Below are 25,465 nucleotides of genomic sequence, written 5' to 3'. Positions count from 1 at the left end.
TTTGAAGTAAAGAGTCTGAGGATACCTCTGCGCCGCTTCGTTGTCGGCTTCGCGAGGAAGGCAGCCACCCGGCTGTCCCACCCAGCACGGGTTCTACGACCTCACACCGGCGAGTTCGCCACGCGGCGACAGCGTGTCGATGACCCGTGCCAGCCGGTCGGGGTCCACCGGCTTGACGAGGTGCTCGTTGAACCCGGCCACCAGCGCACGCGACCGGTCGACCTCCTGCCCGAAGCCGGTCAACGCCACCATCGGCATGCTGCGCGTGGCGGGCAGCCGCCTTAGCTCCTTGGCGATCTCGTACCCGTCCTGGCCGGGCATGCCGATGTCCATCACGATGATGTCGATCGGCTCCGTGGCGACCATGCGCAGCACCTCTTCGCGGTTCTTCGCCTGCACCACACGGTGGTTCATCAGACGCAATACCTCTGCGGTCGCGGCCATCGCGTCGGCATCGTCTTCGACCAGCAGGACGCGACGGCCCACGTGCTCCGTCGCGCGCGGCGCCTCGGCCCGCGCCTCCGGCTGGGTCATCTTGGGCAGCGTGACGATGAAGGTGGCACCGGTCCCGCCGCCCTGGCTTTCGGCATGCACCCGACCGCCATGCAGTTCGACCAGCTGCTTCACCAGCGCGAGGCCGATCCCCAGCCCGCTGGACATGCTGCCCGTCAACGCGGGGCCTTGAACGAAGAGCTTGAAGATGTGCGGCATCAGCTCGGCTGAAATGCCCACGCCGGAGTCGACGACGCGGATCACCGCTTCGTTGCCGGCATCTCGCACTTCGACCCGGATCTCGGTGCCCGGCGGCGAGCACTTCAGCGAGTTGGAGACGAGGTTGTTGACGATCTGCTCGAGCCGTACCGAGTCGCCGTCGACCCACACGTCTTCGGCCTGCACGGTGATCGTGTGTTTCGCCGCGCGCTCGCTGGCACGCAGCGCATCGACGCAGCTGCGCACGCAATCGGCCACGTTCAGCGGGCTCTTGTCCAACACGATCCGGCCCGAGGCGAGCCGGCTCACGTCGAGCAGGTCATCAACGATGTGCCTGAGGTGGCGGTTCTGCCGCTGAATGATCGCGAGGAAGTTTTCCTTCGCGTCGGGGTTGGTGCGCGGGTGGCTCAGCACGGCCGTGGCGCCGGAGATGGCGGCGAGCGGGTTCCTCAGCTCGTGCCCGAGCAGTGCGAGGAACTGGTCCTTAGCGGCGTTCTGCTGCTGTGCTTCCTCGCGCAGAGCCGTCTCACGCTCCAGCAGCAGGCTGCGCTCGGCTTCGGCCGCTTCGCGCGAACGGCGCTCGACGACGACCTGCTCGCCGGCGCGTGTCAGCGCTTCGTAGAGCGCATTCACCTCTTGCAGTGAACTGCGCGGGAGCACTGGCGCTACGCCGTCGCCGATCTGCTGAGCTGCTCGCGAGGTGTCGTCGACCACGCGGATGAACAGGCGGCCCAGCAATACCGCTGCTGCCAAGCCCGCGGCCAGCGCCAAGGCACCCGCGGCCGCCAGCCAAAGAACCGCATGCGTGGCGGAGGCTTCGATCGTCTTGACAGGCACCGCGACGGCCACGGTCCAGCCGGTGAGTTCCGAGTGGGTGAAGGCGTCGTATGAGTCCAGCCCTTCCAGGGTCGGGTGCCGGATGAGACCTTCGCTGGCAGAGGCTGCGGCGGCCACCAGCTCGGCCCGGGCGGGCTTTCCCAGCAGCGCATCAGCGTTCACGTTGCGGGAGACAAACACCCCGTTGCGGTCGATCACGCCAACGGTCATCGATGAGCCGTTCTTCAGCTGCAAGGCAGAGGTCTTCCAGTGCTCGATCGAAAAGGCTTGCGCGATGACGTAGCGTTTACCGTTCCATTCCTTGGTCGGCAGGTACAGGGTGGTCAGCAGCTTGCCGGAGACGGGGCCCCGCATCACGTCGGACACCAGCAGGCGATTCGAGGCCAGCACCTGCGCAACACGCTGTGCCCCCGAAGGCGGTGGTGGCGGCGTGCCGAACGGCACCGCGGTGTTGATCACCTGCGTGCCGGACTCGTCGAACAGCAGCGTCCACACGTACGGCTGGTTGATGGCCTGGGCCTGGTCGTAGAAGCCCTTGAGGTTGCCGGTCAGCAGGTGTTCCGATTGCGCGAGCGCCGTCATGGCACCGAGCGACCGCTGGACCTCTCGATCCACCAGCAGGGCTGACGCCCTCACCGTCTCGCGCAGACCTCGCAACGACGCCTCGCGTTCGCTGTCTCTCACCTTCCCCACGGCCACCATGGCCGCCAGGAAGCCCGGCACGAACACCACCGCAGCAACCAGCAAAAGTAGGCCTCTGACCCGCATCGGGTGCCCTCGCAAACGCCCCGCCCACACGGGCTCGGCCACAACGTGAATGTCACGAGGTACTTGCGTGGCACAGGCCACGCGTACCGATCGTCCTGTACGAAAGCATTCTTGCAGATCACACCGCATTGCGGCCGCTTCTCGGGTGTTTGCGCGCTGGTTGCAGACTCAGCTTCGACCCGTTTTCGGTCTTGTTGCGCAGTCTCGATATTCACGTCTCGAAACGGCATGCCGCTTGCCACCGGTCTGCGCATGAACTGGCTTGATGCGATTCAATGGCCGGCCATGGTGGTCACGCTCGTGGCGTCATGGCTGGTGGCGTCGCGGCGAGAGTCCTTCCGCGCCTGGGGCTTCTGGGTCTTTCTGGCGAGCAACGTGCTGTGGGTCATCTGGGGTTGGCACACTCAGTCCTGGGCCCTCGTTGCGCTGCAGGTCGGGCTGGCGGCGATGAACGTGCGTGGCGCGGTGAAGAACGACACCTGAGCCACCGCGGCCTGATGCCGCGCCGCCATACCACAGGCGGCACGGGGGAAAACTCCAGGAATCTGCCGTGAGGAGCTAAGCCGTGCCCATCCACAATACGGCCCATGACAAATCTAGCCACCCTCCTCAAAGCTGAGATCTCGCGCGTGGCCCGCAAAGAGCTGCGCAGCCACCTGACGGCGCTGAAGAAGGCCGTTGCCACGCACCGTGCCGAGATCGCCGCGTTGAAGCGCCGTGCCCAAGCCGCCGAGACCCAGGTGCGGCGCCTGACCCGGGCCAGCGGCAAACCGGCCGCGGCGGCCGCCGATGAAGAGGCCACCCCGTCGCGGCAAATGCGGTTCAGCGGCAGCGCCTTGAAGGCCCTGCGCCAACGGCTGAACCTGTCGGCTCGCGAATGCGGCATCTTGATCGGTGTGTCGGGCCTGTCGATCTACCACTGGGAAGCCGGCAAGGCTCGCCCCCGGGCCAAGCACATGCCGGCAATTGCCGCGCTGCGGAGCATGAGCAAGAAGCAAGCGGCTGAAAAGCTGGCTACGCTGTAGAGCGCGGCGAGCGCTCGTCGCCGGCGAGCAGCGCTTGCGGCGTGATGGTCCAGCGCCATTGCTCACCTTCACGGCGGAAGACCCACACCGCGTCGAAGCAGTCCTGACCCCACTCCCCGGCTTCGGGATGCCCAAGCAGATGGGCAAACATCGAGATCGATTCGTGCCGCCAGCAGACGAGCACCGGCCCTGACGTGTGCATCGCATGCGTCAGCACCTGCGCTTCGTCCGCACCCGAGCGATAGTGGGACAGCAAGGGCACACCCAGCGATTCGGCCAGCGGCTGAACGGTCAACACCGGTCGTTGGCTCTTGGCATGAGAAGCGGCCGCAATGATGACGACCGGCGTGGCGATGTGCGAGGCATGCGTGCCACGCCTCGAGAAGTAAGCCACCAGGGCACCGGCGCGCTGCCATCCACGTACAGAGAGACCGCGTTCGGACGCATGCCCGTCGGCGTCGACACCGCCGATGCCGTCGGCAGCAGAAGGCTTCTCGGCGTGGCGAATGATCATGATGTGCTCGGTCATCGCGCGCCTCGATCATTCGCTGTCAGGCCGATGGCAACTAGGTCTTCCGTCGCGAAGCGGATTTCTTGGCAGCAGTCTTGCGCGGAGCCGCAGCCTTCGCAGCCGGCTTGCGCGAGGTCGTGCGCTTTGCCGATGCTTTCTTTGCTGCGGCCTTCTTTGCTGGCGCCTTCTTTGCTGCAGTCTTCTTTGCTGCGGCCTTCCTGGTCGGAGCCTTCTTCGCCGGAGCTTTCTTGGCCGCAGTCTTCTTGGACGGCGCCTTCTTGGCAGCCGTCTTCTTCGCCGGCACCTTGCCGCCTTCCTTGCGGGCTTCAGACAGGCCGATGGCAATCGCCTGCTTGCGGCTCGTGACCTTCTTGCCTGACGTGCCGCTCTTCAGCGTGCCCTGCTTGCGCTCGTGCATCGCCGCTTCGACTTTGGTGGACGCCTTCTTACCGTAGCTGGCCATGATCACCTCGCGCTATTTTGGGGACCACAGACTACGGGCGATGCCGGCGCGCAGTCTGTAGGACCGCACACGAACACGCTGTCAGCGCACGCCTGATGCAGCGCCCAGCGGAGCGTCGATTGCCGGTGCTTGCACGGCTCACAACGTGGAGCAGAAATGTCTGCATTCTTCGACGGCTTTCATCTGGAGCGTGTGCCACTCAGCGAGGCCACCTTGCGTGTGCGCCACGGCGGCTCGGGTCCACCTGTCCTGCTGCTGCATGGTCACCCGCGAACGCATGCCACCTGGCACAAGGTGGCGGCGCGCCTGGCCAGCAGGCACACGGTGGTCTGCCCGGATCTGCGTGGTTATGGTGAGTCGTACAAACCAGAGACGCTCCCCGATCATTCGAACCAGTCGAAGCGGGCGATGGCGCGCGATTGCATCGAACTGATGAAGCGGCTCGGGCACACTCGGTTCACGGCCGTCGGCCATGACCGCGGTGCCTACGTCGCCTTCAGGCTGGCGATGGACCACCCCACTGCCGTGGAACGCTTGGTCGTGATGGATTCGGTGCCGATCGTCGAGGCGCTGGAGCGGTGCGACGAGCGCTTTGCGCGCCTGTGGTGGCACTGGTTCTTCTTCGCCCAGCCCACCAAGCCCGAGCAGGCCATCAACGCCGACCCGGAGGCCTGGTACGGCATTTCATCGCGCAAGCGTGAAGCGATGGGCAATGAAGCGTTTGCCGACTACCTTGCGGCCATACGCAACCCGGCGACCGTCCACGCCATGATCGAGGACTACCGCGCCGGCCTGGGCGTGGACCGCCAGCACGATGAAGCCGATCGCGCGGCGGGCAAGCGCGTCGAATGCCCGCTGCTGGTGTTGTGGGCGCTGCAAGACGACATGGGCTTGCTCTACGGCGACCCGGTCGAGGTGTGGCGCTCATGGGCGAAAGACGTGCGCGGACACGCGTTGTCGAGCGGGCACCACATGGCCGAAGAGGCTCCGGAGCAGGTGGTGGCCGCGCTGCTGGACTTCACGCAAGCCAAAGCGGCGCGCGAGACGGACGCCTGGCTGCGGCAGTGAGCGTGATGAAGCTTCGAGGACGCCGTTCTTTGGCTCGCGCCATGTGTGAGCGCGATGGCGAACGGAATCGCGTCAGTGCCGGTCCAGGCGCACTTGGCGGCGATGGCGCCAGCCGACCACGGCATGCCACGCGAAGGGCGCGAGCAGCGCCACACCGAGCAGCATGTGGCCGAGGCCCGCAACGTTGGCCCAGGTCTCGTCGGAGAGGTAGTAGATGCCCACGGCCGTTGCCATGAGCAGCAGATATGTCAGCGCCAGCAGCAGGCCGCTCCAGCGCTGGCGATGCCGGCGCCAACCGGCGCGCATGTGCACGCTCCACAGGGAGCCGATGAGGATCATCATCAGGAAGGCCAGGCTGGTGTGCAGTGCGGCCAGCAGCACGCGTGAACCCGACAGCATGCGCAAGCCAGTGCTCCACGCAGCACGCACCTCCAGCGTGTTCGGCACGAGCAGGCAGCCGCTTGCATAGACGAGCACGCTGCTCACCACGAGCACGGTCTCGAACCAGCGCGGGTAGCCCTTCACGCGGCCTGTCTTTCGCGTGCCGGCTCGACGAGGTGACCACCCAGGCGGGCCACCCACTGCTTGCGCGTGCCGTGGCTTGCTGTTGCTGCCACCTTGGTGAGTGCATCGGCACGCCAGCCGGTGCGCGCCAGCACCGTCCACAGCGCTGTGGGTGCGGTCTCGGTGTCAGCGACGGCACCGACGATGCTTGCGGGGAACGCCTCGGTGGGCCGCCCGCCCTGCGACGTGGCCAGCGCTGCATTGCGCACGTGGCCGAGCGGCGTCATGCGGCCGTCGGCTTCACGGCGATGCACAGGGAGATCGGCGTCGCCGAACACCCGCAGGTCGCCGCCGGCATTGACCCAGCCCGAACTCACGCCTGCGCGCCGCAAGGCCTGCACGGCGAGGTCGACGGCGTAGCCCTTGGCGATGCCGTCGAGCGTGACACGTACGGCGCGGCGCAGGCGCGCTGCGTCGGCAGTCAGCTCGATGTCGCTCGCGTCACCGCGATCCACCAACGGCAGGCTTCCGTGGTCGGGCAGCACACCGCGACGCACCAGCGTGCCACCGACGGTGCAATTGAAAAGGCCACCGCTGGCCGCCGTCATGCCGCGCGCCAGACGCAGCAGGCGCAAGGTCGCGCCGCTCAGCAGCACCCAGCTGCCCGGCCGCGCATTCAGCTGCGAGAGTTCGCTGTCCGGGTCCTGAAAACTCCACTTCGCATGCGAGGCGGCGAGGCTGTCGAAGGCGGCGTGAATGCCGCTCTCGGCTTGGTCACCCGAGGCTGCCACCTCGACATAGGTGCCGAGCAGCGGCCGCATGCGCCGCAGTTCAGCCATGGCTGAGATAGAGCTTGTGGATGACGAGCAGGCGCTTCACGCCGTCCATCACGTTGCGGCACGAGAGCGTGGCGCCGGTGATGTTGGGCACGTCATCGTCGAGCTTGAAGTGATCGGCGAGGGTCTTGCCGGTGAAGGCCTTGCGCCAACTCGCTTCGCGGATCTGACCGCCATGCGTTTCCCGGTAGCTCATGATCTCGACACCCAGCACCTTGCCTTCGGGCGAGATGGCCGTCGCGTAGGTGATGAACTCGTGCTTGCCGATCACATCGTCGACGACAAACCAGCCTTGCAGCTGGCCGTCGCGCTCGGCGCGCCAGACCTTCTGCTCGTCCCACCGCTGCCGCACACCCGACTCGGCCTTGATGCGGTCACGCTGTTCGTCGTTGAGCTTCAACGGCTTTTCGGCAAAGCCCTTGGCCGCCGGAAACAACAGCACCTGAGCCTGCTGCACCGACAGGTAGTCGGCCGCGTGGGCCGGCCAGCTCAGCGCGGCCGCCGGCAGCAGGAACAATCCCCAGTCGCGAGCAGCTTTCATCGCAGACCTCCTCAGAAGTTGTAGCCCACCTTCAGGCGCACTTCGTTCTTGGTCTTCTCGATCAGGTGCAGATGGTCGTCGGGCTGGCCTTCATAGCGTTCGCCACCGCCGCGGACCTGCTTGAACAGTGTCAACGTGGCCCACCACTGGTTGCCGCCATAGTGGATCGACGGACCGGCAAACAGCGACCAGCGCTCGAGTCCGACCTCGGTCTCGAATTCAGATTCACGCAGCATCTCGACGCCGGCATACCAGTTGGGCGCAAAGCGGTACGACAGACCCGTGCCGATGCTGGTGGAGATTTCCATCTCAGGATCGGTGGGCCAGTCGAAGTCGGCCGGCAGGTTGCTGATGGCTTTGCGCTTTTCGTACGCCGCCCGAAGCCCGAGGTTGCCGACCCAGGTGAGCTGGCCTTCCATGAAGTACTTCTGCGCCTGGAGCTGGGTTTCGACTTCGTATTCCTTCTTCTTCTGGCCCGAGTGCGGGTCCAGCACGCCGTATTCGAAGGACGTGGTGCCCGACAGGCCGAAATCGTCCTTGGCAGGGCTCAGGAAGTTGTACTTCATCGCCACCTCCACGCCGCGAAAACGCAGGCCGAATTTCTTGTCGCTCGGCAGGTAGCCGTCGATTACCAGGCCGGAGGTGTTGAGGGCCATCCCGTTCAGCTCGGCCGACACCTGGAAGCGGTCCGTCACGCCGTATTCGAACTCGGTCTTGGTGTCGAGCGCACGGTAGGTGCCGGTGCCCTTGTCAGAGCGCTGGGTGAACCATTGGTAGAACTCGCTGGCGCCCTTGGGCAGCACTTCGGCGCCGCGAACGTAGCCAAACAGGTTTTCGTCGGCGAGGGCGGCCGCGGAACTGGCCAGCAATGCAGCGGCAATCAAGCCATCGCGCAGGGAAAAGGGCATGAAGCCTCCGAGTATTTTTGGGAGGCGGCGATATTAACGCGAATGAATCTCATTTGTTGTACGAGGCGTTGCGCAGGCGCTGCAACACGAAATGGCATGAACGGTGTGCACTTTTCCACTGAGTTCAAACCCAGACTCCAAGCCGCTGCCGGATGGGCAAATCCCGGCGCTACGATCCGACGCTTCACCACAGAGGGGCTCCCGGGTGCGCAACGAAGGAAGCCTGGTCGTCTTCGACAAGAACGCGACCAGCATGGAGGCGCTGATTCACGTCGTGGAACGTCAACCTCGCTTCACACGTGCCGTGGGGAGCTGGTTGAATGCCGAGAACGCACCCTACCTGCTGCTTGGCACCACCGGCGGCCCTGAGCCCGAGGTCTTTGCGCTGGGCGCGAGCGACCTCTTCCACCTGCTCAACGACGTGCTGGCCAAAGCCGCCGAGATGCTCTCGGAAACGGCGCTGTCCGCGTCATCGGCCAGCGCGGTCGATGAGCAGCTGAGCTACAAGGTGAGCTCAGCGTGGTCAGAGATCCTGGCTCGGATGCCACCCCAAGAGCCGCCGCCGGCGCGCTACAGCGAGATATCGGCCTTGCGAACCGTAGCACTGCGAACCCTCACGGGCCGAATGGGCCTGCGCTCGACTTCGAACTGAGGCACCTCGACAGGAGGTGTCGGAGGGAGGTCGCGCGCAGCAGCCGTTGAAGGCTGCTGCGTCGATGAGGCCTGGATCAGGAAGGCAGGAAGTCCACCGGGTAGGTCGCAACCATCGGTTCGACGGACTTCGCTCCGAAGTCGAACTGCTTGATCCGTGCGAGCAGCTTGCGTTCGAGGTCCGGTGACTTGAGTTCGCTCGACTCGATGCGCGCGTCGGTCACTTCACCCGAAGGTGCAATGGTCAGCTTGAGCACGATCTTGCCTTGCAGCGTCGGGTCTTCGCGCAGTGCACGGTTGTAGATGGCGTAGATCGAGCCCTTGTTGCGCTCGAAGACGAGTCGGATGTCTTCGATCGAACGAGAGGCCTTGCCGCTGCCACTCTTCTGCAAAGTACCGCCAGCTCCGCCTCCACCGCCTTGGCCTGAGCCGGCTCCGGTGCCGCCACGGCCACCGCCGCCTGCACCACCGCCACCGCCGCCTCCAGCCACGCCTTCGACCAGCGTGGTTGCGCGGCCCGCCAATCCACCGCCACCGGTGTTGCGGCTGTAGCCGGCCGTGTTGATGCCGCCGCTGCCGCCGGCAGCGTTCGAAGTGATCATGGCGCGATCAGGCGTGCCCTGATCCGTGCCCGCGCCGACGCCCACACCCACCCCGGCACCCACGCCGGGGCCTTGCTTGATGTTCTGCGCGAGTTGCACGGCGGTCGGCGCGCTGTGCAGCTCGGCCAACGTGTCCTTCATGGCCAGCAGACCGACGCCAGCGGCCTTGCGGCGTGCGCCTTCGATCTCACCCGCCGGCTTGTTGGGCTGCGGGACGCGGGCCTCAGGCACGGGTGCCGCTTTCTTCAACGGCTCGGGCTTCACCGGTTCGGGCGTGCCCGGCTTGGCTTCCAGCTCCTTGGCCGCATCGGGCTTGATCACCGGCTTGGGCGGCGGAGGTGGCGTGCGCTGCTCGATCATCAGCTTGGCCAGGCGCGGCGGCAGCTCGGCCGGCGCCGCGCGATCGACCTTCGGCTTGGGCATCAGCAGCAAGAGCAGGCAGATGATCGTGACAACGATCAGCACACCGTTAAGGATGCGCTTGAAGCGCCTGTCATCCTCCGGCACATTGGCCCAGGCCAGTACCGGGGCGCGGAACGAGATCGCGAGGGCGGCCATGTCAGTTAACCCCGGCCGCCCGAAGGGACTGACGCGCCCCTTGAAGGCCGCGAACGAAGTGAGCTTGGGGTTGATTCATCTCAGCTCTTCCTCTGCACGGCGAACACGATCTCGCTGAAGTTCGCACGCGCGCTGGTGTACATCACCTTGCGCAGCAGGCTGTACGGGATGTTCTTGTCGCCCATGATGGTGATGGCCTTGGTGGCCGCGTCCTTGTCGGCGCCGATCACCTGGCGGCTCGCCAAGAGGTCGAGTTCGGTCTTGAGGCCCGCGATCACATCGCCTTGCTGTGCATTCGCCTCGGCGGTCGACGCCACCCTGCGGCCGTCGACCACGATGTCGGTGTCGCTCACCGCGACGACGATGGTCTGGCGCGGCGCTTTCTCGGCTGACGAGATCGGCAGCTTCACGGCGCGTGCGTTGGTCAGCACCTCGATGCCGGTGCTCGACATCAGGAAGAAGATCAGGATCGTGAAGATGTCGATCAGGGCCACGAGGTTCATGTCGAGCCCGGACTGGTTGCGCGCCTTGCGGGCGGCGCGCTTCTGGATCGGCGTGAGTTTCATGGCATGCCCTATTTCTTGGCGACGCTGGTCGGCGCGTCGCCGATGGAGATGTCGGGGAACAGCTCGACGTTGGGCGTCTTCGCCTTGGCACCGGGCGGCTTGGCCTCGCGCACCGCGTCCATCACCTGCACCAGCGTGTCGTAGGAGGTGTCGGGCTGCGCGAGCACGCTGGCCGCCTTGGAGTCAGGGAACTTGCCTTTGATCTGCATCACGAGCACCGACAGCGCAGGCAGGTCGTAGCCTTGCGGCGTGCTGGCGATGCGCTGAATCAGCCCGCCGATGCGGTCGCCGACCTCCAGTGCGTCGGGCCGGATGACGATTTCGAGCTTAAGGTCATTGACCTTGAGCTGCTCGACACCCGAGTTCTGCGCCGGCAGGGAGAGATCGATCGTCGCCAAGTGCGAGAACACGGCCGTGGACAGGAGGAAAGGCACCAGCACCACGATCACGTTGATGAACGCGGTGACCTCCAGATGCACCGCATGCTTGCGCGGGCGTCGAACTGCCATGGTCAGGCCTCCAGCGTTTGAAGGTGAACACCGGCCATGATCAGCGCGCCCCGGCTTGCTGCTCGGCCTTCAGGCGTCCGGTCAGGTTCAGGAAGCTGATCTTCGCGGCTTCGAGACCGTCGACGATCTCGCTGGTGCGGGCCTGCAAAAAGGCGTGGATGAGCAGGAACGGGATGGCCACCGACAGTGCGAACGCAGTGTTGTTCATCGCGATCGAGATCGAGGCCGACAGCAGCTCAGCCTTCTCGGCCGGGTTGACTGCCGCCACCGCCGTGAAGCCCTTGATCAGGCCGATGATGGTGCCCAACAGACCGACCAGCGTGATCACGTTCGCGAGCGTGGCGATGTAGTGGGTGCGCTTCTCCAAGCGCGGCACGATTTCCATCATGCCCTCTTCCATCGCAGCGTCGATGTCTTCGCGGCGGGCCGGGCTCTGCATGCGCTCGATGCCGTTGGCGACGATCTTGCCGATGGCTGCATCAGAGCCGGAGGCCGCGTTGTGCACTTCCTTGAACTTGCCGTTCTGCAGCATCGGCAGCACCTTTGCCCAGAGCTTGCGGTTCTCGCTGCGGGCGCGACGCAGGAAGACGTAGCGCTCGATGGCGATCGCAAAGCCGACGGCCCCGATGGCAATGCTGAAGTAGATGGCGACGCCGCTGTCCTGAAAGAACTTGACGGCAAAGTCGATGACGCTCATGGTTTCTCCTGTGAGACCTGTTTGGGGTGATGCGGGGGTTCAGGGGCGCGCTGGCGCCGCTGCGGGGGTGGTGGTGGCGGCCTTCGTCGCCTGCAACTGGGCGTCGTAAGACACCTGGCGGCGGAAGACATCGCGGTCGACCGGTGCCAGTGCTTCGTCGAGCACGCTGGCCGGCGGCCTGCCCGACAGTTCGCTCGGCAGCGGCTTCTTCCACGGCACGATGTAGAGCACCTTGGGCAACTCGCGATTGCCGATGATCTTGGTGCCGTCGATGTTGGCGCGGTCTTGCGCAAAAGCGGGCGCGGTGCAGGCCAGCGTGGCCAGCAGTGCAGGCAAGACGTGCTTCATTCCTTCTCCTTCCGAGGGGCCGAAGCAGCCGCAGCGGCTGCAGCCGGAGCCGCCTTGCGGTTCTTCAGATCGGCCACCCATTTGGTGACCGTGGCATCGCCGCCCGGCGTCAGCGCCAGGTAGCGATCGTATAGCTCCAGGGCACGCTTGCCGTCCCATAAATACAGGTCGTTCAAGATGCCCAGATTGAGCGTAGCCGCGGCGTAGTTGGCGTCGAGATCGATCGCGCGTTCGTACGCTTCGCGCGCCTTGGTGAACTGGCCTTGCTGGCGGTAGGTGATGCCGAGCTGGTTGAAGTAGACCGGCTGCTGCGGGCTGGCCTTCACCGCTCGCTCCAGTTCGGTCACCGCCTCGGGCAGCTTGTTCGCCTGGCGGTAGATGACACCCAGGTTCGCATGCGGGCCACCGAGTTCGGGCTGAGCCTGCACGACAGCCTTGAAGCCGCGCTCGGCTTCGTCCATGCGGCCGGCACGCATCGCGCGGCGAGCATCGTCGAAGGCCCGTTGCACGGTGGGCGAAATCGGAGCCTCGGGTTCGGCCTTACGCTCGGAAACGACGTTAGTTGGTACAGATGCCGCAGATGCCGGCGCGCTGGCAGCGGACTTGGCTTGTGGGGCAGCCGCAGGAGCTTGCGCTCCGGCCGAAGATCCCGGCAGCAACGAACAGCCCATCACCCCGGCACAGCACAGCACCATGAAAAGCGACAAGCCCATCGCCAGCGGATCGCGCGGACGCCGTGGAATCGGCTTTGCCGGGCCGCTGGCGTGCCTTGCAGGCCGCGCCGGGTCTTGCGCCCCGGCTCCTCGCCAGGCACGAAAGATCCATTGGATCTTTCGTGTCCGGGCTCGGCCCCCTTGAGGGGGTGCGCCAACGGCGCTACGGGGGTGGTCAACTTCAGCGAATCGCATCGACCACTCCCTCGCCACGCTCGGCCTTGCCATAGCGCACTGGCCGCAGTTCCTTGAGCGCGGTGAAGCTGCTCTTGACCCACTGGTCGTAGATGCCTTCGGAGGCGCGCTTTGCATTCACCTCGTGCAGCTCCATCGACTTCTCTTCGAACGGATACGCCTGTTCTTCGAGCATCACGTTGTATTGCTCGAGTTCAAGCTTCGACAGCTTCTTGGGCCGCTGCGAGGCCATGAGGGCCTTACCGAAATCTTGGTAGACCACGGCGATGTGGTACGTGGCTGCCGTCGTCACGTCGGCCACGCCGTAGTTGGCGGCAACGCTGTAGGCTTTGAGCACCTCTTCCATCTTGGCCTTCTTGAGCTTGAGGTTCTTGGCCAGCGGCTCGACCAGCGCCACCTTGCGGTAGGCGTCGTAGGTCGGCTCTGCCATCACCAGCGCGCCCATCGCACCGAGGTAACGCGTGCGGTTGGTACGCGCCCCGCCGCCTGCCTGGTCGGCGGCGAAGATCTCGCGCATCAGCGCGGCTTCACGCGTGGCATTGCCGTCTTTCTTGGCGATCTGCGCCAAGCGGTAGCGCGCTTCGAGGTTGGTCTCCAGCGGATCGGGGTACTGCTTCAGGTAGCGCTCGTAGGTCTTGGCGGCCAGCGCGCTCGCCCCACCCTTTTCATGCAGCTCGGCGGCTTGCCACAAGGCAGCTCGAGCGACCTTCGGATCCTTGCTCGCGGCGGATTGGCGCTCGAACTCGCCGGCCGCCTGGCTCCAGTTGCCCTTCTCCATGTAGGCCACAGCCAGCTTGCCGCCCACTTCCGCTTGCAGCGGGTGGTTGGGGTAGCGCTGGCGGAAGTCTTCGAGCGAGCGGGCGGCACCGTCCCAGTCCTTCAGGCCGATGAGCGCAGCGGCCGCATCGAACTGCGCGTTCGCACGCACGCTTGACTGCGGTGCCACCGTGGCCACGCGGTTGAAGTGCCCCACGGCCTCACGCAGCTGGCCGGCCGCGCGGGCCTGCTCACCTTGCTTGTAGACAGAAGCCGCCAGGCGTTCGACCAGTTCGTTGCGGCCGGCTTCCTTCTCGGGTGTCAGCGCAAGCACTTCGGTATAGCCCCGCTCCGCCCGATCGAAGGCACCGGCCTCGAAGGCCGTGTGCGCGACCACCGTCCAGGCCACGCGGCGTTGCGCAGCGGGTGCCGGCGGCTCCAATGCCAGGACTTGCTGCGCCACCGCTGACGCTCGCGCGTCACGCAAGGCGAACAGCTTCTCGGCGGCGTTGGTCAGCACCGTGCCCGCCCGAGGGTCGGTCGGGAAGGCCTTGGCGAAGCGCAATGCGCTGTCGACACCCGTGCGCTGCAAAGCAGGCGCTTCGGCCGGCTGGGCACGCTTTTCCATCGCGGCATAACTCAGCAGCGCGGAGTAGCCCGCGTCGGCGCTCTTCGCATGAACCGGGTAGCCGTAGGCCGCTTTCTCGTACTCGACCGAGGCTTCGTTGAACCGGCTGTCTTCGTACAGCAGTTCGGCCAGCAAGAAGTTGTTTTGCGCGGCCTCGGCGTCGTTGGGGAAGGCGCTCAGGTAGGCGCGATACCACTTCACCGCTTCCTGGTAGTCGGCGCTGGCCTTGCTCTTCTGCGCGGCGGCATGGTGGAAGCGCGCCAGCTCGGCCATGTGCGTCTTGACCAGCGGTTGCGCCGCCTCCCAGCCCTCGGGGTTGGCCTTGCGGAACTCGCTGTTCACGCCGTAGCGCGACACGTAGTCTTTCTTGGCGTCGAGCGCCAGCGCCGAGAAGCCGGCACCCTGGTAGATGTCGATCACGCGGGCCTGCAGCTGCGGGGCCTGTGCATGCAGCGGCTCGCGCTTGGCGAATGCACCGAATGCGTCGGCAGCGTCTTTCGTGCGCTCTTGCTTGATGTAGAGCTCGCCGAGCTGCTGGTAGACGCGGAACTCGTACGAGCGGCGCGCGTCGGTCGTCATGTAGGCCGGGATCGACTCGGCGCCCTGCAGGTTGGCAAGTGACAGGCTGGCTACGCGGAAGGTGTCTTCGACCAGCTCGCGGTCGGCGCGCGTCAGGCCTTCGAGGCTGTCGAGCTCAGCGCCGCCCGCACGGCCGGCCACCTTGACGTCGAGCACGCCGAAGAACGATTGCAGCGCCTCTTCTACCTTGCCCTGCTTGAACAGCGCCCACCCATGCATGTAGAGCGCACGGTCGTGGTACGCGCCATGCGCGTCGCCACGCAGCACGGTGGCATAGGCCTGCTCGGCCTTTGAGTAGTCGCGGATGGTGAACAGCAATTCGCCGCGGCGGAACTGGGCTTCGTCGAGGTAGGCCGTCTTGGGGTACTTGGCAACCAGGCCGTCGAGCGTTTTCAGCGCAGTCTCGAGGTCCCCGCCCTGCTCGTATGCGCGTGCGATCTGGTAGTGGACGCGGTCGTTACCCGGGTCGTTGGGGAAGGCCTTGAGGTAGTCCTGGTAGCGCGCGATCGCGGCCTTGTAGTCGGGCGTGCCGGAGCCTTCGCCGGTGGCGAGCTTGTTGTCGGCGGTGTCCATCTCCAGGTCACCCAGGCGGCGCATCGCTTCAGAGCGCTGCGGCGCATTCGGAGCCACCTCGAGGAACTTGCGGTAGGCCGCAATCGCCTTCTCTTCACTGCCCACACCGGCAACACCTTGGTCGGCCTGCACGTCGATCTGACGGCCGGCGAGGCTCTTGAGCGTGGGCGGCTCGGGCGTGTTGCTGCGCTTGCTCGCGCAGGCGCTCAGCAGCCCGCACGCCAGCAGAACATAGGCCGCGTTACTTGGGCGCATTGTCTGCATCCTTGGCCTTGTTGGCGCGGTCGTACAACTGCGCCACGGCGAAACGTGCCTGCGTCGTGTAAGCCGCGAGACGATCCTTCTGGCGCGTGAGTTCGGCAACGGCCAGCTCCTGCAGCGCGCCCTGCTGCTCCTTGCCGAGATCGGCCACACGCGGAATGAGTGCCTGGATGCGCTTGTCGAGTTCGGCAATGCGCTCGGCAAACCGGTCGAAGCGGGCAGGCTCGTCGCGCTGAGCCTGCGCCAGTGCGGCCTCGTGCTGGCGCGCTTCGGCGAGGCCGGCGTCGAGTGCCTGCAAGGCCTGCTTTGCATCCCACAAGCGCGCTGAATACGACTGGGCCAGGCGCCAGGTCATGGCACCCGCGCTCAGGCGATACCGCTCGCGTGCGGTCGCCTGGTCAGGGTCATCGCCCAGGGCTTGCAGGTTGGCCTGCACGCCGCGCAACACCTCACGCAATTCGCGTTCTCGGGTGTCAGCGAAGGCCACGCCATCGGCGGCGCGCTCGGCTTCGGTCATCTCGGCGGTCAGCGCAGCGCCGCGCTGGGCGAGCACACCCAGGCCGGTGTCGCGCGCCTTGGCCAGCACGCCAGGGAGGCGCTCGGCGTAGGCCTTGCGGCGGTTGTCGAGCACGTCATTGAATGTGCCGAGGGTGTCTTTCCACTGCTGGAGATTGCGCGTGAGGAACTGCAGGTCGCGGTAGTTCTTGAAGGCTTCCTGGAACTCGTGCTGTGCCAGCACCTGGTTCAGGTGGCCAGCATGCGGCATCTGCGGCAGCTCGCGGATATTCCAGAACCAGCCCATTTCTTCGCCGGGGTTGGCCTCTAGCAAGCCGTCCACCAGCTTGCCGGCACGAATGGCGGCAATGGATTCATCGAGGCCGGTCTTCTCGCGCTCGAAGACGTTGATGGCTTCGTTGTAGCGGTCGAGCGCCTGGCCATACGCGCCCAGTTGGCTGAAGGCATAGGGCAAGGCAATGCTCGCTTCGAGCACGGCCGAATCGCTGACGTCGCGTTGGCTCAGCTCCGTCCAGGGCACCAGAGCGCCCTTGTGGTCTTTCATCGTCGCGGAGGCCCAGCCGAAGCCGAGCAAGGCCTTGTTCGACTGCGAGCCGTTCAGGCGCACGCGCTCGAGGTAGGTGTAGGCGTTCTCGGGTCGGTTTTCTTGCAGCGCGGTGAAACCCAGCGCCACGTTGGCCTTGTCGCGCAGGCTGCGGAATTCTTCGGTCGCCTGCGGTGGTGTCGGGGCCTTGCCGAGCTGGTCGAGCAAGGCACTGCCGCGCACCGGTTCGCCGCTGCGGACGAGCGCGACGCCCAGGTTGTAGCGCGCGAACAGGCTTGCACTGGTGGCGCCGGTTGAGATTTCCTTGCTTGCGTCGGCCACGCCGTTCAGCACGGTGACGGCGCCGGCATAGTCGCCAAGCGCCATCAGCACGTTGGACTTGAGCAGCACACGCTCTTCTTCGAGATTGGGCGGCAGGTTCTTCTCGATGCGCCCCAGCGCCTCGTCGGCCTCGGCATAGAGGCCACGCTGGTAGCGGATCTTCGCCAGGAAGAACCAGGCGCGATCACGCACTGCGGGCAATGCGCCCTTCTCGATCAGCTGCGCGAAGATCTCGCCCGCCTCGCGGTGCATGCCGTACGAGAGCAACAGCCCGCCGCGCAGCACCTCGGCTTCGTCGGCGTGGTTTGATACGCGATTGAAGTGCTGCGACACCATCAGGCTCGTCACCGAGGTGAAGTAGTGGTCCTGGTAGAAATGGAACAAGGTGTCGCCGTAGTGCGGGTCCTTGATCACGTGGGTGACCTTCTCGGCCGCGACGGCAGCGCCGTGCGAGGCCATGGCGAGCGCTGCCGCCAAGGCCAGCCGCAGCACCGCGTTCGTCAAGGAAATCCGCAGGCGCATGAACGGTTATTGCCAGACTTTGACTTCGAACTCGGGCTGGAGCTTGCCGGTGGAGTCCTTGATCTGCAGCTCGATGTACTTGGGCTCGGTGGTCTTGTCGAACTTGATGTTGGCACCGCGCTTGTAGTCTCTGAAATGCGGCCCCCCGCCGGTGAACAGCGCCACCAGTTCGTGCGTGCCGGTCTTCAGGTTGCCGAGGTACATGCGCTGCACACCACCGCGGTGGAGCGCCGTCACCTCAAGCGGCGTGTACAGGTAGTTGGCAACGATCTTGTCGTCGAGCCGTACCTGCACCGAGCCCAGTTCGAACAGCTTGCCCACGTCCATCGACAGGAACACCGCCACCTGGGTGTTGGCCGGGAACAGCAGCTCCTCTTCAAGCACCAGCAGATCGCGGTTGAGGCGGATCACATCGCCCTTGGCGTCTTGAATGCGGCTGTCGAGGCCGGCTGCCGAGGCAGCAGCGGCCGGTGCGCTTGCCGACGCATCGGCCGCAGCCGGGCCGCTGGAAGACACGGCCATGGGCACGGCAGCGGTGGGCGCACTGGCGGCCGCAGCTGCAGCCGGTTGGGCGTCGGCGGCCCACGCGGCAGCGGCTGCGAGCAGCAAGCCGGCGGCCATCCATTTGCAGCACTGGTTGATGGAATACATACGGCGACCTTCTCTCAAAATATGACCGTCATGAACAGTTGCAGCACCCGAGCATCGAACTGGTATGCCTTGCCGTTGCGCACATCGGTGAAATCGGCGAACTTGTAGCGAATCAACTCATAGGCGCCGTTGAGCTTGACTTCGTAGCGACCTGGAACGCTCTTCACCGTGTAGGCGGCCTTGGCGCCCAGCGTCACGGTCTTGTAGGTGCTGAGCTGGCGGTTGCGCGACAGGTAGGTCGTCTCGACCTGGGCGTCGTCGCTGTAGAAGAGCGCCTTTGACTGCGTGTAGTAGCGCGCATACCAGTCAACCAGCCATCGGTCGGTGAAGCCACGGCTGTAGCCGAGCTCGCCGGTGTGGGCCTTGATGCCCCAGGTGTCCTGGAAATAGCGGTAGTCGACACGCACTGCATTGCCGGGCGCCACTTCGTTTACGGTGCGAAGCTGCAAGGCGCGGCTCGTGCGCGTGCGTGGGTTGCTCTCGGGGACGGTGGACCCGAAGATGCGCGCCACGCGATAGGGGCTGCCGAGGAAACCGTCGTCCGACACGGCCTCGAAATTGACGCTTGCGAGCCAGCTGGGCGTCAGGATCTGCGTCATGCCCAGCCGGTAGCGCCAGTGGGTGGCGGTGTCGAAGAAGCCGATGTCCTTGCGGCCCACCTGGTCGTGACCGCGGGTGAAGCCCAGGCTCAGCGTGGTCATGCCACCGAAGACTTCCTGTGCCACGTCGACACTGGTGCTGGCGGCGATGTAATCGGGTTCCTTGCTGTGCGAGGTGCTCACGCTGACGGTGGCATCGCGCACCATGTAGTCGGCACCGAGGTTGTACTCGTTGCGCGTTTCCTTGTACGGGCTGGCGGTGGTCACGACGTCGATCGACGCGTTGCTCACCATGTCGACGTAGTACGAGCCCGACAGCGACAAACTCTCGCCCAGTTTCTTGCGAACCAGAATGGCTGGGCCGGTCGCCTTGAGGCCACCGCCGTCGTAGGCGTGGTACATGACGTCGGCCCGGTCGTCGGGCAAGGTGGCCGCATGCGCCACGCCGCCCGCCAATGCACCGCCCAACATGCCGGCAGCGCGCACCGCGTGCGAGCGATTGCGGCGCAGCCGCGCCAGCAGCCGCAGCAGCCCGCGCCAGGCATGGACAGCCGGGCGCCAGCGCTTAATTGCAGCCACAGCCGCCTCCTTGCACGCCGGTGGCGCCACGCGCACCTTCACGCACTTCGCGCACGTGTTCCAGGTGCTTGTCGGCCAGGCCATCGCGGGAGAACTGCATGATCGGCGAGGCCAGGCGCTCGCGTTCATACGGCTTCACCCAGGGCTCGATTGAGCCGCAGGCCGAGAGCAGCAACGCACAGCCCGTCAGCGCCACAACGCGAACCTGAGCCGGGAGAAGGTGCAGCATGTTCGTCATTCCTTCAGCAGGTCGCGGATCTGCTTGTCGTACAGGTCTTCGTAGCCGTCTTGGTAGCCGCGGTGCAGGTAGCGCACGCGACCGTTGCGGTCGATCACCAGCGTCGACGGCATGCTGTTCAGGTCGTACAGCTTGCTGACCTTCTTGTCGGTGTCGAATAGCACGGGGAACTTCACGCCGAGCTTGGCCGCCAAGTCGGCCGCGTTGCGCGCGTCGTCGTCCACGTTGATGCCGAGCAGCACCAGGCCTGATGAACGGTACTTGTCGGCGATGCGGTTCAGGTGCGGCATCTCCTTGCGGCACGGGCCACACCATGTGGCCCAGAAGTTCACCAGCACGACCTTGCCGCGCTGCTCTTGCAGACGCAGGTTGGGGCCGTCGAGCACGCGCAGCGTGAAGTCAGGCGCAGGTGAACCCACCGCCGTTGCGGCCGTCGCGGTGCTCGCAGCGGTGCCGAGCAGCAGAGCCGACATGCATGCCAGCAGAGTTCGTGTCGACCGAAAAAACGCCGGTCTCGAGGGGGTCGTCATGGCAATGTCGCTCGTCAGAAGAAGAAGGTCAGGCCGATGGTCATCTCGATGTTCTGCGTGCGGTCACGCTTACCGAGAAGGTCGAGATCGAACATGTGGTCGCGCACGTCGAGCTGCAGCGCAGCCCAATCGGCAAAGAACACACGCGAGCCGAAGCCGAAGTTGATGGTCTGACGGCGGCGGTCGTTGAAGCGGGTGCTGCCGATGCCGCCGATGATGTACAGCGCCGACGCCTTGGCGACGTTGCGGCCGAGGAACACCTCGCCCGGCAGCACGTTGATGCCCACGGAGAGGTTGTAGTACGCGAGCTTCTCTTCTTCGCTCGCGAACACGCCGCCCGGCAGGATCTGGCGAAATGCCTCGTCGGACACTTTGGTCTGGCCGTAGGCGCCTTCGACGAAGAAGTCTTCGGTGATGTGATAACCGAGGCGCACGCCTTTGACGGTGCTCGAGCCGAAGTTCTGCGTGGCGTACGAGCCGACGAAAAGGCCGACCTCGATGTCGTTCGAAGGGATGCGCGGCAGCTTCACGTCACGGCGGTCGACTTCCGGGACGATCACCTGTTCGTTGGCAGGCTTCTGGTCTTTGTCGTCTGCCGCATGGGCCGTCGCGGTCAGCGCGAGCAAGGCCATGGTCAGCAGCGAAGTGGCAAGGGTTTGGGTGTGCATGAGTCGCCCGTCAGAAGAAGAACGAAAGACCGATCGTGATCGCCCGGTACTCCGTCGTACGGTTGTCGCCGATGTAGGCGGTGTAGAACGAATAGTCGGTGCGGGCCACGAACCGTTCGGTCACGTAGTAGCGAAGGCCGACGACGGCATCGGCCATGCCGACGTTGGTGGTGGCATCGCCGACCAGGCTGGCGTTCGGCACGTTCTTGAACCGGCCCAGGCCGATGCCGAAGAAGGGAGACAGCCGCCGGTGCGACCACGGCTCGGCATTGATGTTGACATGCCAGAAATCAGTGCCGGAGAAGGTGCCTTGCACTTGGCCGATCGTTCCTTCGATCGACAGCGTGTCGGACACGCGGAACCCCGTCCAGGCCTTGAGCATCGGCTCCGACTTGAAGCGCCCCCAGCCGGCGCCGATCTCAAGCCGGCGGTGCAGGTAGTCGTCGAGCGCAACGTCTCTGAACGTCTTCTGGCTACCGGCACCCGTGAGTGTGGTTTCGAGTTGCTGGCGAACAACCCAGCCGAGTTTGCCGTTCGAGGTGCGCACCTTGAACCAGTCGGTGTGGCGCGACAGGATCTCGATCCATTCTTCGCGAGGCACCACGAAGAAGATCGGGTAGCCCCGGCCAGGACCAGTACGGATCTCGATGTAGGGATCGGTGATCTGCACCTTCTCGACCGCCACGTCGGCGGCGTGTGCCGGAGCGAACCACAGCGTGCACGCGAGCGAAGCGGCGAGCAGCGCCATCCGTACGGCATTGCGGGCGAATTCCTCGCCCCATGCGATCAGCCCCACGACCAGGCGCTTCATTGAATGCAGTGAGACCCGGTGGTTGGATCGTTCAGGATGTACATGTTGTCGGCTCCGGCAAGCTGAATTCGTTTTGTCCCTGCGCGGCCGGATGAGACATCCAGTAGAGGATCAGTTTAACGTCGGCATCCTGGTCGTCGGCGAAAATTCGGCCGCCTCCGTGCAGTACGCCCTTCACCAACGGCTTGGTGACAAGGCGGCTTTCAGCGGGGTCGGCAAACACCACCTGGCCCTGGGCCGAGACGAAGTTCTTGTACATGTCCGTCTTGTGGATCGCATCGGTATTGATCGGGGCCGTGAGATCAGCGTTGGTAGCGCCCTGCACGATGCGAAGCGCGCCGCCACTGCCCGACACCGAGTCGTGGCAACCACCGGCGGCACAGGTGTTGGTGAGCGACGTCCCGGGGATCGGCAATTGCGCCGTCAGGATCGGGTTGATGCACTTCTGGTAGTAGGCGAAGGAGAGCTTCTGCCCTCCCACGACCTCCTCGTTGGTGACATCGCCGCCGCAACTCGCCAGGCTCAGCAAGGCCAGGCCCGTCATGACGCCCGCCAGGCGGCGGGTGGTCGACCGCCAGGTCAACCCGAAAGGCTGCTGCCCCACCTCTGCGCGGTCGGGGCCGAGCACAGAAGGCACGGCCTTCGGCGCTCGCAAGCATGAACTCTGGCGGTACTCATTCGTCATGACTTCTAGCAACCTCCAGCGATCCAGGCCAGGATCTTGTTGTAGTTTGCGCTTCCCTCCGGCAGCACCGCCGGAGCAGACGCCGAGGCGCCAGCCGGGTGCGGCACGGTTGAGGGTCGTACCAGCAGGTAGTTGCTCTTGGGGTTGCTGCAGACATCGGAAATCATCGTCAGCGTGACGTTGAAATCACCTTCTGCCGCGCCCGTCAGCACGAAGCGATTCTGACGGAAGTCAGTGCCCGCAGGGACTGCCTTGCTGCCGATGGCCTGGTGGCAACTTGCCGCACAAGTCGACTGCAGGATCGGGTAAACCTCGGTTTCGAACGAAGCCTGGGTCAGCTTGCCGACGGTCGCCACACCACCCGCCTTCAGGTCGTTGAAGTATTTGCCACCCAGGTCGATGAACTCGGCAACCAGGCGCTTCTCGGCGTTGTTGAGCATGTGCGAGTGATCGAGCGCCGGTGTCGGGTAGATCGTCTGCGCGGTGCTGTCGGCCTTGAGCGACTGGCCCGACAGGATTTCCATCAACCGGCTCTTGCGCGACAGGCCCAGGGCATCGCCTTCGCTGGCCATGGCTTCCACCAGCGCGGGCTGACGCTCGATGACCGGCACGCCGTCTTCGATGTGCGTCTTGGGCAGGCCGTTGGCGTCGAGCACCGGGTCACCGATCATCAGGCGCTCGTAAGACGCCACGCGGCCGGTGCCAGCGATGGTCCCGGTCAGGTCAAGCTTGACGGGGTCGGCGTGGCAGGTCGTGCAGGTGTTGGCACCGCGGTTCACCGACCACAGCGGTTGGATGTGATCGGGGTAGTTGATGATGCCCTTGGTCGGCACCGGGGTGTTCAGGTCGTTGGCCGGATCGGCCGCGCCGGTGGCATCGACGTTGCCTTTGTACTTCAGCGAGATCGGTGCACGCGCCACCACGCCTGTCTTGGTAGTGTCGGCCCACTCGTCGGTGTAGGTCATGTCGGCCAACAGGTTCTGCAGCGCCGGGTTGATGCGGGTGCGGGTCTGGGCCATCGTCTCGCCGGATGCGTGAGCCAAGGTGGCCTTGAGGGCAGCGGGCACGGTGTCCTTGATGACAGTGGAGTTCAGCGCAGCGCCGCGGCGCGGGCTGTGGCAGCCGTCGCAGGTGCGGCGCTCACCCGGGCGCACCTGGATCCAGTTGGTGTGGGTCTGGAAGGCACGGCCTTGCGAGTCGATCACGGCGATGCCGAGCGGGGTGTCCGCAGGCACGTTGATCTGGAACGAACCATCGGGTTCGACAGCCGCGTAGCCCAGGATCTGCTGCGGTTCGAAGTCGGTCTCGCCGATGGCTTCACGGGCACCCATGCCTTGCTTCGGCGCGACGGCGCGAACCACGCGGATGAAGCGCGCCGGTGAGCAGCCGTACGCAGGCTTGGCTGGGTCCTTCAGGCTCACGAGATCGGCCACCTGAGCACGGGTGTCGTCCGGGTCGGTCGGCGTGATGGTCGGGATGGGGGTTGCGCAACCATTGGCCTTGTCGGCGTCGCTCAGCACCGCGGCACCCATGCGGCCGAGGCCGTCGGTGTCATAGACGCTGCGCACGGACAGCACGCCCATGCCGGCAGGGATCGAGTTGACGGCAGCGGCTGCTTCGGTCGGCGCCGGGGTGAACGGGTTGGGTTCGGCACGAGCCTGAAGTGCGACAGGGTCGGTGTAGATGGAGCCAACGGGCGGAGCTGCCACGATCAGCCAGCTTTGCTTGACCGGGTCGAACATGTAGACGGCATAGACCGGCGGCACGTTGTCCTTGATCGGCTGGGCAGCCAGCTCGGCGTCGGTCTTGCTGTCCATGTCGGCGACGCTGGCCAACTCGGCATCGGTCAGGTCGGCACAGGCGGTGATGCGGTCGACGCCGTTCGTGGTCTTGGTGACCTGGCAGGGAGCGAACGACACCAGCACGCGGTTGGTTCCGTCCCACAGCGGATACGGGCTGGTGACGCGGCCGAAGCGCGACAAGCCGCCACCGTAGTTGAGGGTGTGCTCGGTGACTTGCGTTTGCCCGCCCTGGGTCGGAACGGTCTTGTTGGCCGGCGTGTTCTGCTCGGAATAGTTGGTCGCGTCGATGAACACCAGCGCGCCGCCTTCATGGGTGCGCGACAGCGGCATCAGGTCCGACGAGATGAAGCCCTTGTACTTGCCGCTCGGGTCCATTTCGCGGGGGTGCAGGAAGCTGTTGCCGTCGCTGTGCGCACCGTAGCGAACGAACATGTTGGTGCCGTCGGGTTTGACGGTGAACACCTTGAAGTGATTGCGGCCGCCGACGTGGTCCCAGCGCGAGAACATGATGTCGCCATTGGCCAGCACCACCGGGTTTCTGTCGTGGCTCTGGTTGACCGAGATCTGCGTGATGGTGCCGCCTGTGGCGTCCATCGTGTAGAGGTTGAGCACCCGCTCGCGCTCGTATTCGTCGAGTGCGGCGTAGGTGTCGGTGCCGCTGGGCAGGTCGACCGTCACGCGCTGGCGGTTGGATGCGAAGACGAAGCCCGCGCCAGCCGGCAGGTAGGCCGGGTCGACGTCGTCGTCAGTCGAGCTGGTCAGCCGCTTCAGCGTGCCGCCGGCGAGACCGCCGTTCGTCATGTCGTATTCCCAGATGTTCCAGTGGCCCGTGCACAGCACGTTGCTCGTGGTCGGGCAGTTCATCGAGAACACGATTTTCTTGCCGTCGTACGACACCTCGGGGTCGGAGACATCGCCCTTGCCCTTGGTGTAGCCCTGCGTCACGTTGGTTTCGTCAGCGCTGATCGACGACTTCTCGCGGATGATCAGGTCACCACCTGCCCGGAAATCGGCGCCGGTGGTGGGATTCATGTTGAGTGCGCTGCTTCGCTTGACGTAGGCGACGGGTGTGTCACCCTGCACCGTCACGTTGTCGCTGCTGCCGCTTCCGCAACCCACGAGCACGATGCTCGCTGCCGCCGATGCGCAGGCCAGTGCGCACATTCTTGTCAGGACTTTCTTCATATTCGC

Annotated in this window: 27 protein-coding genes; 4 read left to right on the top strand and 23 right to left on the bottom strand. The window is 65.3% G+C overall.

What is annotated here, in order from left to right:
* Positions 1–93: 93 nt before the first annotated feature.
* Positions 94–2,316: an ATP-binding response regulator gene (locus AC1DYS_RS15125; protein WP_477900467.1), complete on the bottom strand. Its 2,223-nt coding sequence runs from the start codon at positions 2,314–2,316 to the stop codon at positions 94–96.
* 228 nt (positions 2,317–2,544) lie between these two features.
* Between AC1DYS_RS15125 and AC1DYS_RS15120 the strand changes: the two genes are divergently transcribed.
* A complete protein-coding gene (locus tag AC1DYS_RS15120; RefSeq protein WP_477900465.1) occupies positions 2,545–2,799 on the top strand; it encodes a hypothetical protein in 255 nt (84 codons plus the stop codon).
* 104 nt (positions 2,800–2,903) lie between these two features.
* The gene (locus AC1DYS_RS15115; protein ID WP_477900463.1) at positions 2,904–3,341 is read left to right on the top strand and encodes a helix-turn-helix domain-containing protein; all 438 of its coding nucleotides are present in this window, start codon (positions 2,904–2,906) and stop codon (positions 3,339–3,341) included.
* Here the strand turns inward: AC1DYS_RS15115 and AC1DYS_RS15110 are convergent.
* The gene (locus AC1DYS_RS15110) at positions 3,331–3,870 is read right to left on the bottom strand and encodes a hypothetical protein (RefSeq protein WP_477900461.1); all 540 of its coding nucleotides are present in this window, start codon (positions 3,868–3,870) and stop codon (positions 3,331–3,333) included. The genes AC1DYS_RS15115 and AC1DYS_RS15110 overlap by 11 nt on opposite strands.
* A gap of 37 nt (positions 3,871–3,907) precedes the next feature.
* A complete protein-coding gene (locus AC1DYS_RS15105) occupies positions 3,908–4,315 on the bottom strand; it encodes a DUF6496 domain-containing protein (RefSeq protein WP_477900459.1) in 408 nt (135 codons plus the stop codon).
* 156 nt (positions 4,316–4,471) lie between these two features.
* Between AC1DYS_RS15105 and AC1DYS_RS15100 the strand changes: the two genes are divergently transcribed.
* Entirely contained in the window at positions 4,472–5,383 is a 912-nt protein-coding gene (locus tag AC1DYS_RS15100) for an alpha/beta fold hydrolase (protein WP_477900457.1), read from the top strand.
* Positions 5,384–5,455: 72 nt separating this feature from the next.
* Here the strand turns inward: AC1DYS_RS15100 and AC1DYS_RS15095 are convergent, their stop codons facing one another.
* From AC1DYS_RS15095 to AC1DYS_RS15080, 4 genes are read right to left on the bottom strand one after another with little or no spacing between them, the layout of a single operon-like run.
* Complete coding sequence (locus AC1DYS_RS15095; RefSeq protein ID WP_477900455.1) at positions 5,456–5,908, bottom strand: hypothetical protein; 453 nt, start codon at positions 5,906–5,908, stop codon at positions 5,456–5,458.
* Positions 5,905–6,726, bottom strand: coding sequence for an FAD:protein FMN transferase (locus AC1DYS_RS15090; protein ID WP_477900453.1), 822 nt, complete (start codon positions 6,724–6,726; stop codon positions 5,905–5,907). Before AC1DYS_RS15090 ends, AC1DYS_RS15095 begins: the two co-directional genes overlap by 4 nt.
* Positions 6,719–7,264 (bottom strand): FMN-binding protein, encoded by a 546-nt coding sequence (locus tag AC1DYS_RS15085; protein WP_477900451.1) that lies wholly within the window; start codon positions 7,262–7,264, stop codon positions 6,719–6,721. Before AC1DYS_RS15085 ends, AC1DYS_RS15090 begins: the two co-directional genes overlap by 8 nt.
* A gap of 11 nt (positions 7,265–7,275) precedes the next feature.
* Positions 7,276–8,172: a DUF6662 family protein gene (locus tag AC1DYS_RS15080; RefSeq protein ID WP_477900449.1), complete on the bottom strand. Its 897-nt coding sequence runs from the start codon at positions 8,170–8,172 to the stop codon at positions 7,276–7,278.
* 205 nt (positions 8,173–8,377) lie between these two features.
* On the opposite strand from AC1DYS_RS15080, the gene AC1DYS_RS15075 reads away from it, so the two are divergent.
* Positions 8,378–8,824 (top strand): hypothetical protein, encoded by a 447-nt coding sequence (locus tag AC1DYS_RS15075; RefSeq protein WP_477900447.1) that lies wholly within the window; start codon positions 8,378–8,380, stop codon positions 8,822–8,824.
* A 76-nt stretch (positions 8,825–8,900) separates the two neighbouring features.
* On the opposite strand, the gene AC1DYS_RS15070 is transcribed toward AC1DYS_RS15075, so the two are convergent.
* The 16 genes from AC1DYS_RS15070 to AC1DYS_RS14995 form a co-directional block, all read right to left on the bottom strand.
* The gene (locus AC1DYS_RS15070; protein ID WP_052197665.1) at positions 8,901–9,983 is read right to left on the bottom strand and encodes an AgmX/PglI C-terminal domain-containing protein; all 1,083 of its coding nucleotides are present in this window, start codon (positions 9,981–9,983) and stop codon (positions 8,901–8,903) included.
* Positions 9,984–10,063: 80 nt separating this feature from the next.
* On the bottom strand, positions 10,064–10,549 hold the full coding sequence (locus AC1DYS_RS15065) for an ExbD/TolR family protein (RefSeq protein WP_047491214.1): 486 nt from the start codon (positions 10,547–10,549) through the stop codon (positions 10,064–10,066).
* An 8-nt stretch (positions 10,550–10,557) separates the two neighbouring features.
* Positions 10,558–11,058 carry an ExbD/TolR family protein gene (locus tag AC1DYS_RS15060; RefSeq protein WP_477900445.1) on the bottom strand — a complete coding sequence of 167 codons (501 nt, stop codon included), beginning with the start codon at positions 11,056–11,058 and terminating at the stop codon, positions 10,558–10,560.
* Positions 11,059–11,098: 40 nt separating this feature from the next.
* Positions 11,099–11,755, bottom strand: coding sequence for a MotA/TolQ/ExbB proton channel family protein (locus AC1DYS_RS15055; protein WP_047491208.1), 657 nt, complete (start codon positions 11,753–11,755; stop codon positions 11,099–11,101).
* A gap of 39 nt (positions 11,756–11,794) precedes the next feature.
* Positions 11,795–12,103, bottom strand: coding sequence for a hypothetical protein (locus AC1DYS_RS15050; RefSeq protein WP_477900442.1), 309 nt, complete (start codon positions 12,101–12,103; stop codon positions 11,795–11,797).
* The gene (locus AC1DYS_RS15045; protein ID WP_477900440.1) at positions 12,100–12,816 is read right to left on the bottom strand and encodes a tetratricopeptide repeat protein; all 717 of its coding nucleotides are present in this window, start codon (positions 12,814–12,816) and stop codon (positions 12,100–12,102) included. The genes AC1DYS_RS15050 and AC1DYS_RS15045 overlap by 4 nt, the downstream gene beginning before the upstream one ends.
* A gap of 181 nt (positions 12,817–12,997) precedes the next feature.
* On the bottom strand, positions 12,998–15,802 hold the full coding sequence (locus tag AC1DYS_RS15040) for a tetratricopeptide repeat protein (protein ID WP_477900439.1): 2,805 nt from the start codon (positions 15,800–15,802) through the stop codon (positions 12,998–13,000).
* Complete coding sequence (locus AC1DYS_RS15035) at positions 15,789–17,711, bottom strand: tetratricopeptide repeat protein (protein ID WP_477900437.1); 1,923 nt, start codon at positions 17,709–17,711, stop codon at positions 15,789–15,791. Before AC1DYS_RS15035 ends, AC1DYS_RS15040 begins: the two co-directional genes overlap by 14 nt.
* A 6-nt stretch (positions 17,712–17,717) precedes the next feature.
* Complete coding sequence (locus tag AC1DYS_RS15030) at positions 17,718–18,362, bottom strand: AraC family transcriptional regulator (protein ID WP_477900435.1); 645 nt, start codon at positions 18,360–18,362, stop codon at positions 17,718–17,720.
* 14 nt (positions 18,363–18,376) lie between these two features.
* A complete protein-coding gene (locus tag AC1DYS_RS15025; protein ID WP_477900433.1) occupies positions 18,377–19,540 on the bottom strand; it encodes a DUF3570 domain-containing protein in 1,164 nt (387 codons plus the stop codon).
* On the bottom strand, positions 19,527–19,769 hold the full coding sequence (locus AC1DYS_RS15020; RefSeq protein WP_477900431.1) for a DUF4266 domain-containing protein: 243 nt from the start codon (positions 19,767–19,769) through the stop codon (positions 19,527–19,529). Before AC1DYS_RS15020 ends, AC1DYS_RS15025 begins: the two co-directional genes overlap by 14 nt.
* Positions 19,770–19,774: 5 nt before the next feature.
* Entirely contained in the window at positions 19,775–20,251 is a 477-nt protein-coding gene (locus AC1DYS_RS15015; protein ID WP_477900429.1) for a TlpA family protein disulfide reductase, read from the bottom strand.
* A gap of 71 nt (positions 20,252–20,322) precedes the next feature.
* Positions 20,323–20,976 (bottom strand): outer membrane beta-barrel domain-containing protein, encoded by a 654-nt coding sequence (locus tag AC1DYS_RS15010; protein WP_477900427.1) that lies wholly within the window; start codon positions 20,974–20,976, stop codon positions 20,323–20,325.
* Between the two features lie 10 nt (positions 20,977–20,986).
* The gene (locus tag AC1DYS_RS15005) at positions 20,987–21,787 is read right to left on the bottom strand and encodes an SH3 domain-containing protein (protein WP_477900425.1); all 801 of its coding nucleotides are present in this window, start codon (positions 21,785–21,787) and stop codon (positions 20,987–20,989) included.
* A gap of 31 nt (positions 21,788–21,818) precedes the next feature.
* Positions 21,819–22,472 (bottom strand): hypothetical protein, encoded by a 654-nt coding sequence (locus AC1DYS_RS15000; protein ID WP_477900423.1) that lies wholly within the window; start codon positions 22,470–22,472, stop codon positions 21,819–21,821.
* A 5-nt stretch (positions 22,473–22,477) separates the two neighbouring features.
* Positions 22,478–25,459 carry an HzsA-related protein gene (locus AC1DYS_RS14995; protein ID WP_477900421.1) on the bottom strand — a complete coding sequence of 994 codons (2,982 nt, stop codon included), beginning with the start codon at positions 25,457–25,459 and terminating at the stop codon, positions 22,478–22,480.
* Positions 25,460–25,465 lie beyond the last annotated feature (6 nt).

This window comes from Rhizobacter sp. P2_G4, assembly GCF_056403575.1.
Note: the sequence above shows the minus strand (reverse complement) of the source record. Positions and strands in the feature narration are given on the sequence as shown.

Coding starts and splice junctions, on each gene's coding strand:
- AC1DYS_RS15045 (WP_477900440.1), bottom strand. CDS start 12,816: ATGGGCTTGTCGCTTTTCATGGTGCTGTGCTGTGCCGGGGTGATGGGC.
- AC1DYS_RS15050 (WP_477900442.1), bottom strand. CDS start 12,103: ATGAAGCACGTCTTGCCTGCACTGCTGGCCACGCTGGCCTGCACCGCG.
- AC1DYS_RS15090 (WP_477900453.1), bottom strand. CDS start 6,726: ATGGCTGAACTGCGGCGCATGCGGCCGCTGCTCGGCACCTATGTCGAG.
- AC1DYS_RS15085 (WP_477900451.1), bottom strand. CDS start 7,264: ATGAAAGCTGCTCGCGACTGGGGATTGTTCCTGCTGCCGGCGGCCGCG.
- AC1DYS_RS15110 (WP_477900461.1), bottom strand. CDS start 3,870: ATGACCGAGCACATCATGATCATTCGCCACGCCGAGAAGCCTTCTGCT.
- AC1DYS_RS15040 (WP_477900439.1), bottom strand. CDS start 15,802: ATGCGCCCAAGTAACGCGGCCTATGTTCTGCTGGCGTGCGGGCTGCTG.
- AC1DYS_RS15035 (WP_477900437.1), bottom strand. CDS start 17,711: ATGCGCCTGCGGATTTCCTTGACGAACGCGGTGCTGCGGCTGGCCTTG.
- AC1DYS_RS15065 (WP_047491214.1), bottom strand. CDS start 10,549: ATGAAACTCACGCCGATCCAGAAGCGCGCCGCCCGCAAGGCGCGCAAC.
- AC1DYS_RS15120 (WP_477900465.1), top strand. CDS start 2,545: ATGCCGCTTGCCACCGGTCTGCGCATGAACTGGCTTGATGCGATTCAA.
- AC1DYS_RS14995 (WP_477900421.1), bottom strand. CDS start 25,459: ATGAAGAAAGTCCTGACAAGAATGTGCGCACTGGCCTGCGCATCGGCG.
- AC1DYS_RS15080 (WP_477900449.1), bottom strand. CDS start 8,172: ATGCCCTTTTCCCTGCGCGATGGCTTGATTGCCGCTGCATTGCTGGCC.
- AC1DYS_RS15100 (WP_477900457.1), top strand. CDS start 4,472: ATGTCTGCATTCTTCGACGGCTTTCATCTGGAGCGTGTGCCACTCAGC.
- AC1DYS_RS15070 (WP_052197665.1), bottom strand. CDS start 9,983: ATGGCCGCCCTCGCGATCTCGTTCCGCGCCCCGGTACTGGCCTGGGCC.
- AC1DYS_RS15055 (WP_047491208.1), bottom strand. CDS start 11,755: ATGAGCGTCATCGACTTTGCCGTCAAGTTCTTTCAGGACAGCGGCGTC.
- AC1DYS_RS15115 (WP_477900463.1), top strand. CDS start 2,904: ATGACAAATCTAGCCACCCTCCTCAAAGCTGAGATCTCGCGCGTGGCC.
- AC1DYS_RS15005 (WP_477900425.1), bottom strand. CDS start 21,787: ATGAAGCGCCTGGTCGTGGGGCTGATCGCATGGGGCGAGGAATTCGCC.
- AC1DYS_RS15105 (WP_477900459.1), bottom strand. CDS start 4,315: ATGGCCAGCTACGGTAAGAAGGCGTCCACCAAAGTCGAAGCGGCGATG.
- AC1DYS_RS15000 (WP_477900423.1), bottom strand. CDS start 22,472: ATGACGAATGAGTACCGCCAGAGTTCATGCTTGCGAGCGCCGAAGGCC.
- AC1DYS_RS15125 (WP_477900467.1), bottom strand. CDS start 2,316: ATGCGGGTCAGAGGCCTACTTTTGCTGGTTGCTGCGGTGGTGTTCGTG.
- AC1DYS_RS15030 (WP_477900435.1), bottom strand. CDS start 18,362: ATGTATTCCATCAACCAGTGCTGCAAATGGATGGCCGCCGGCTTGCTG.
- AC1DYS_RS15015 (WP_477900429.1), bottom strand. CDS start 20,251: ATGTCGGCTCTGCTGCTCGGCACCGCTGCGAGCACCGCGACGGCCGCA.
- AC1DYS_RS15020 (WP_477900431.1), bottom strand. CDS start 19,769: ATGCTGCACCTTCTCCCGGCTCAGGTTCGCGTTGTGGCGCTGACGGGC.
- AC1DYS_RS15010 (WP_477900427.1), bottom strand. CDS start 20,976: ATGCACACCCAAACCCTTGCCACTTCGCTGCTGACCATGGCCTTGCTC.
- AC1DYS_RS15060 (WP_477900445.1), bottom strand. CDS start 11,058: ATGGCAGTTCGACGCCCGCGCAAGCATGCGGTGCATCTGGAGGTCACC.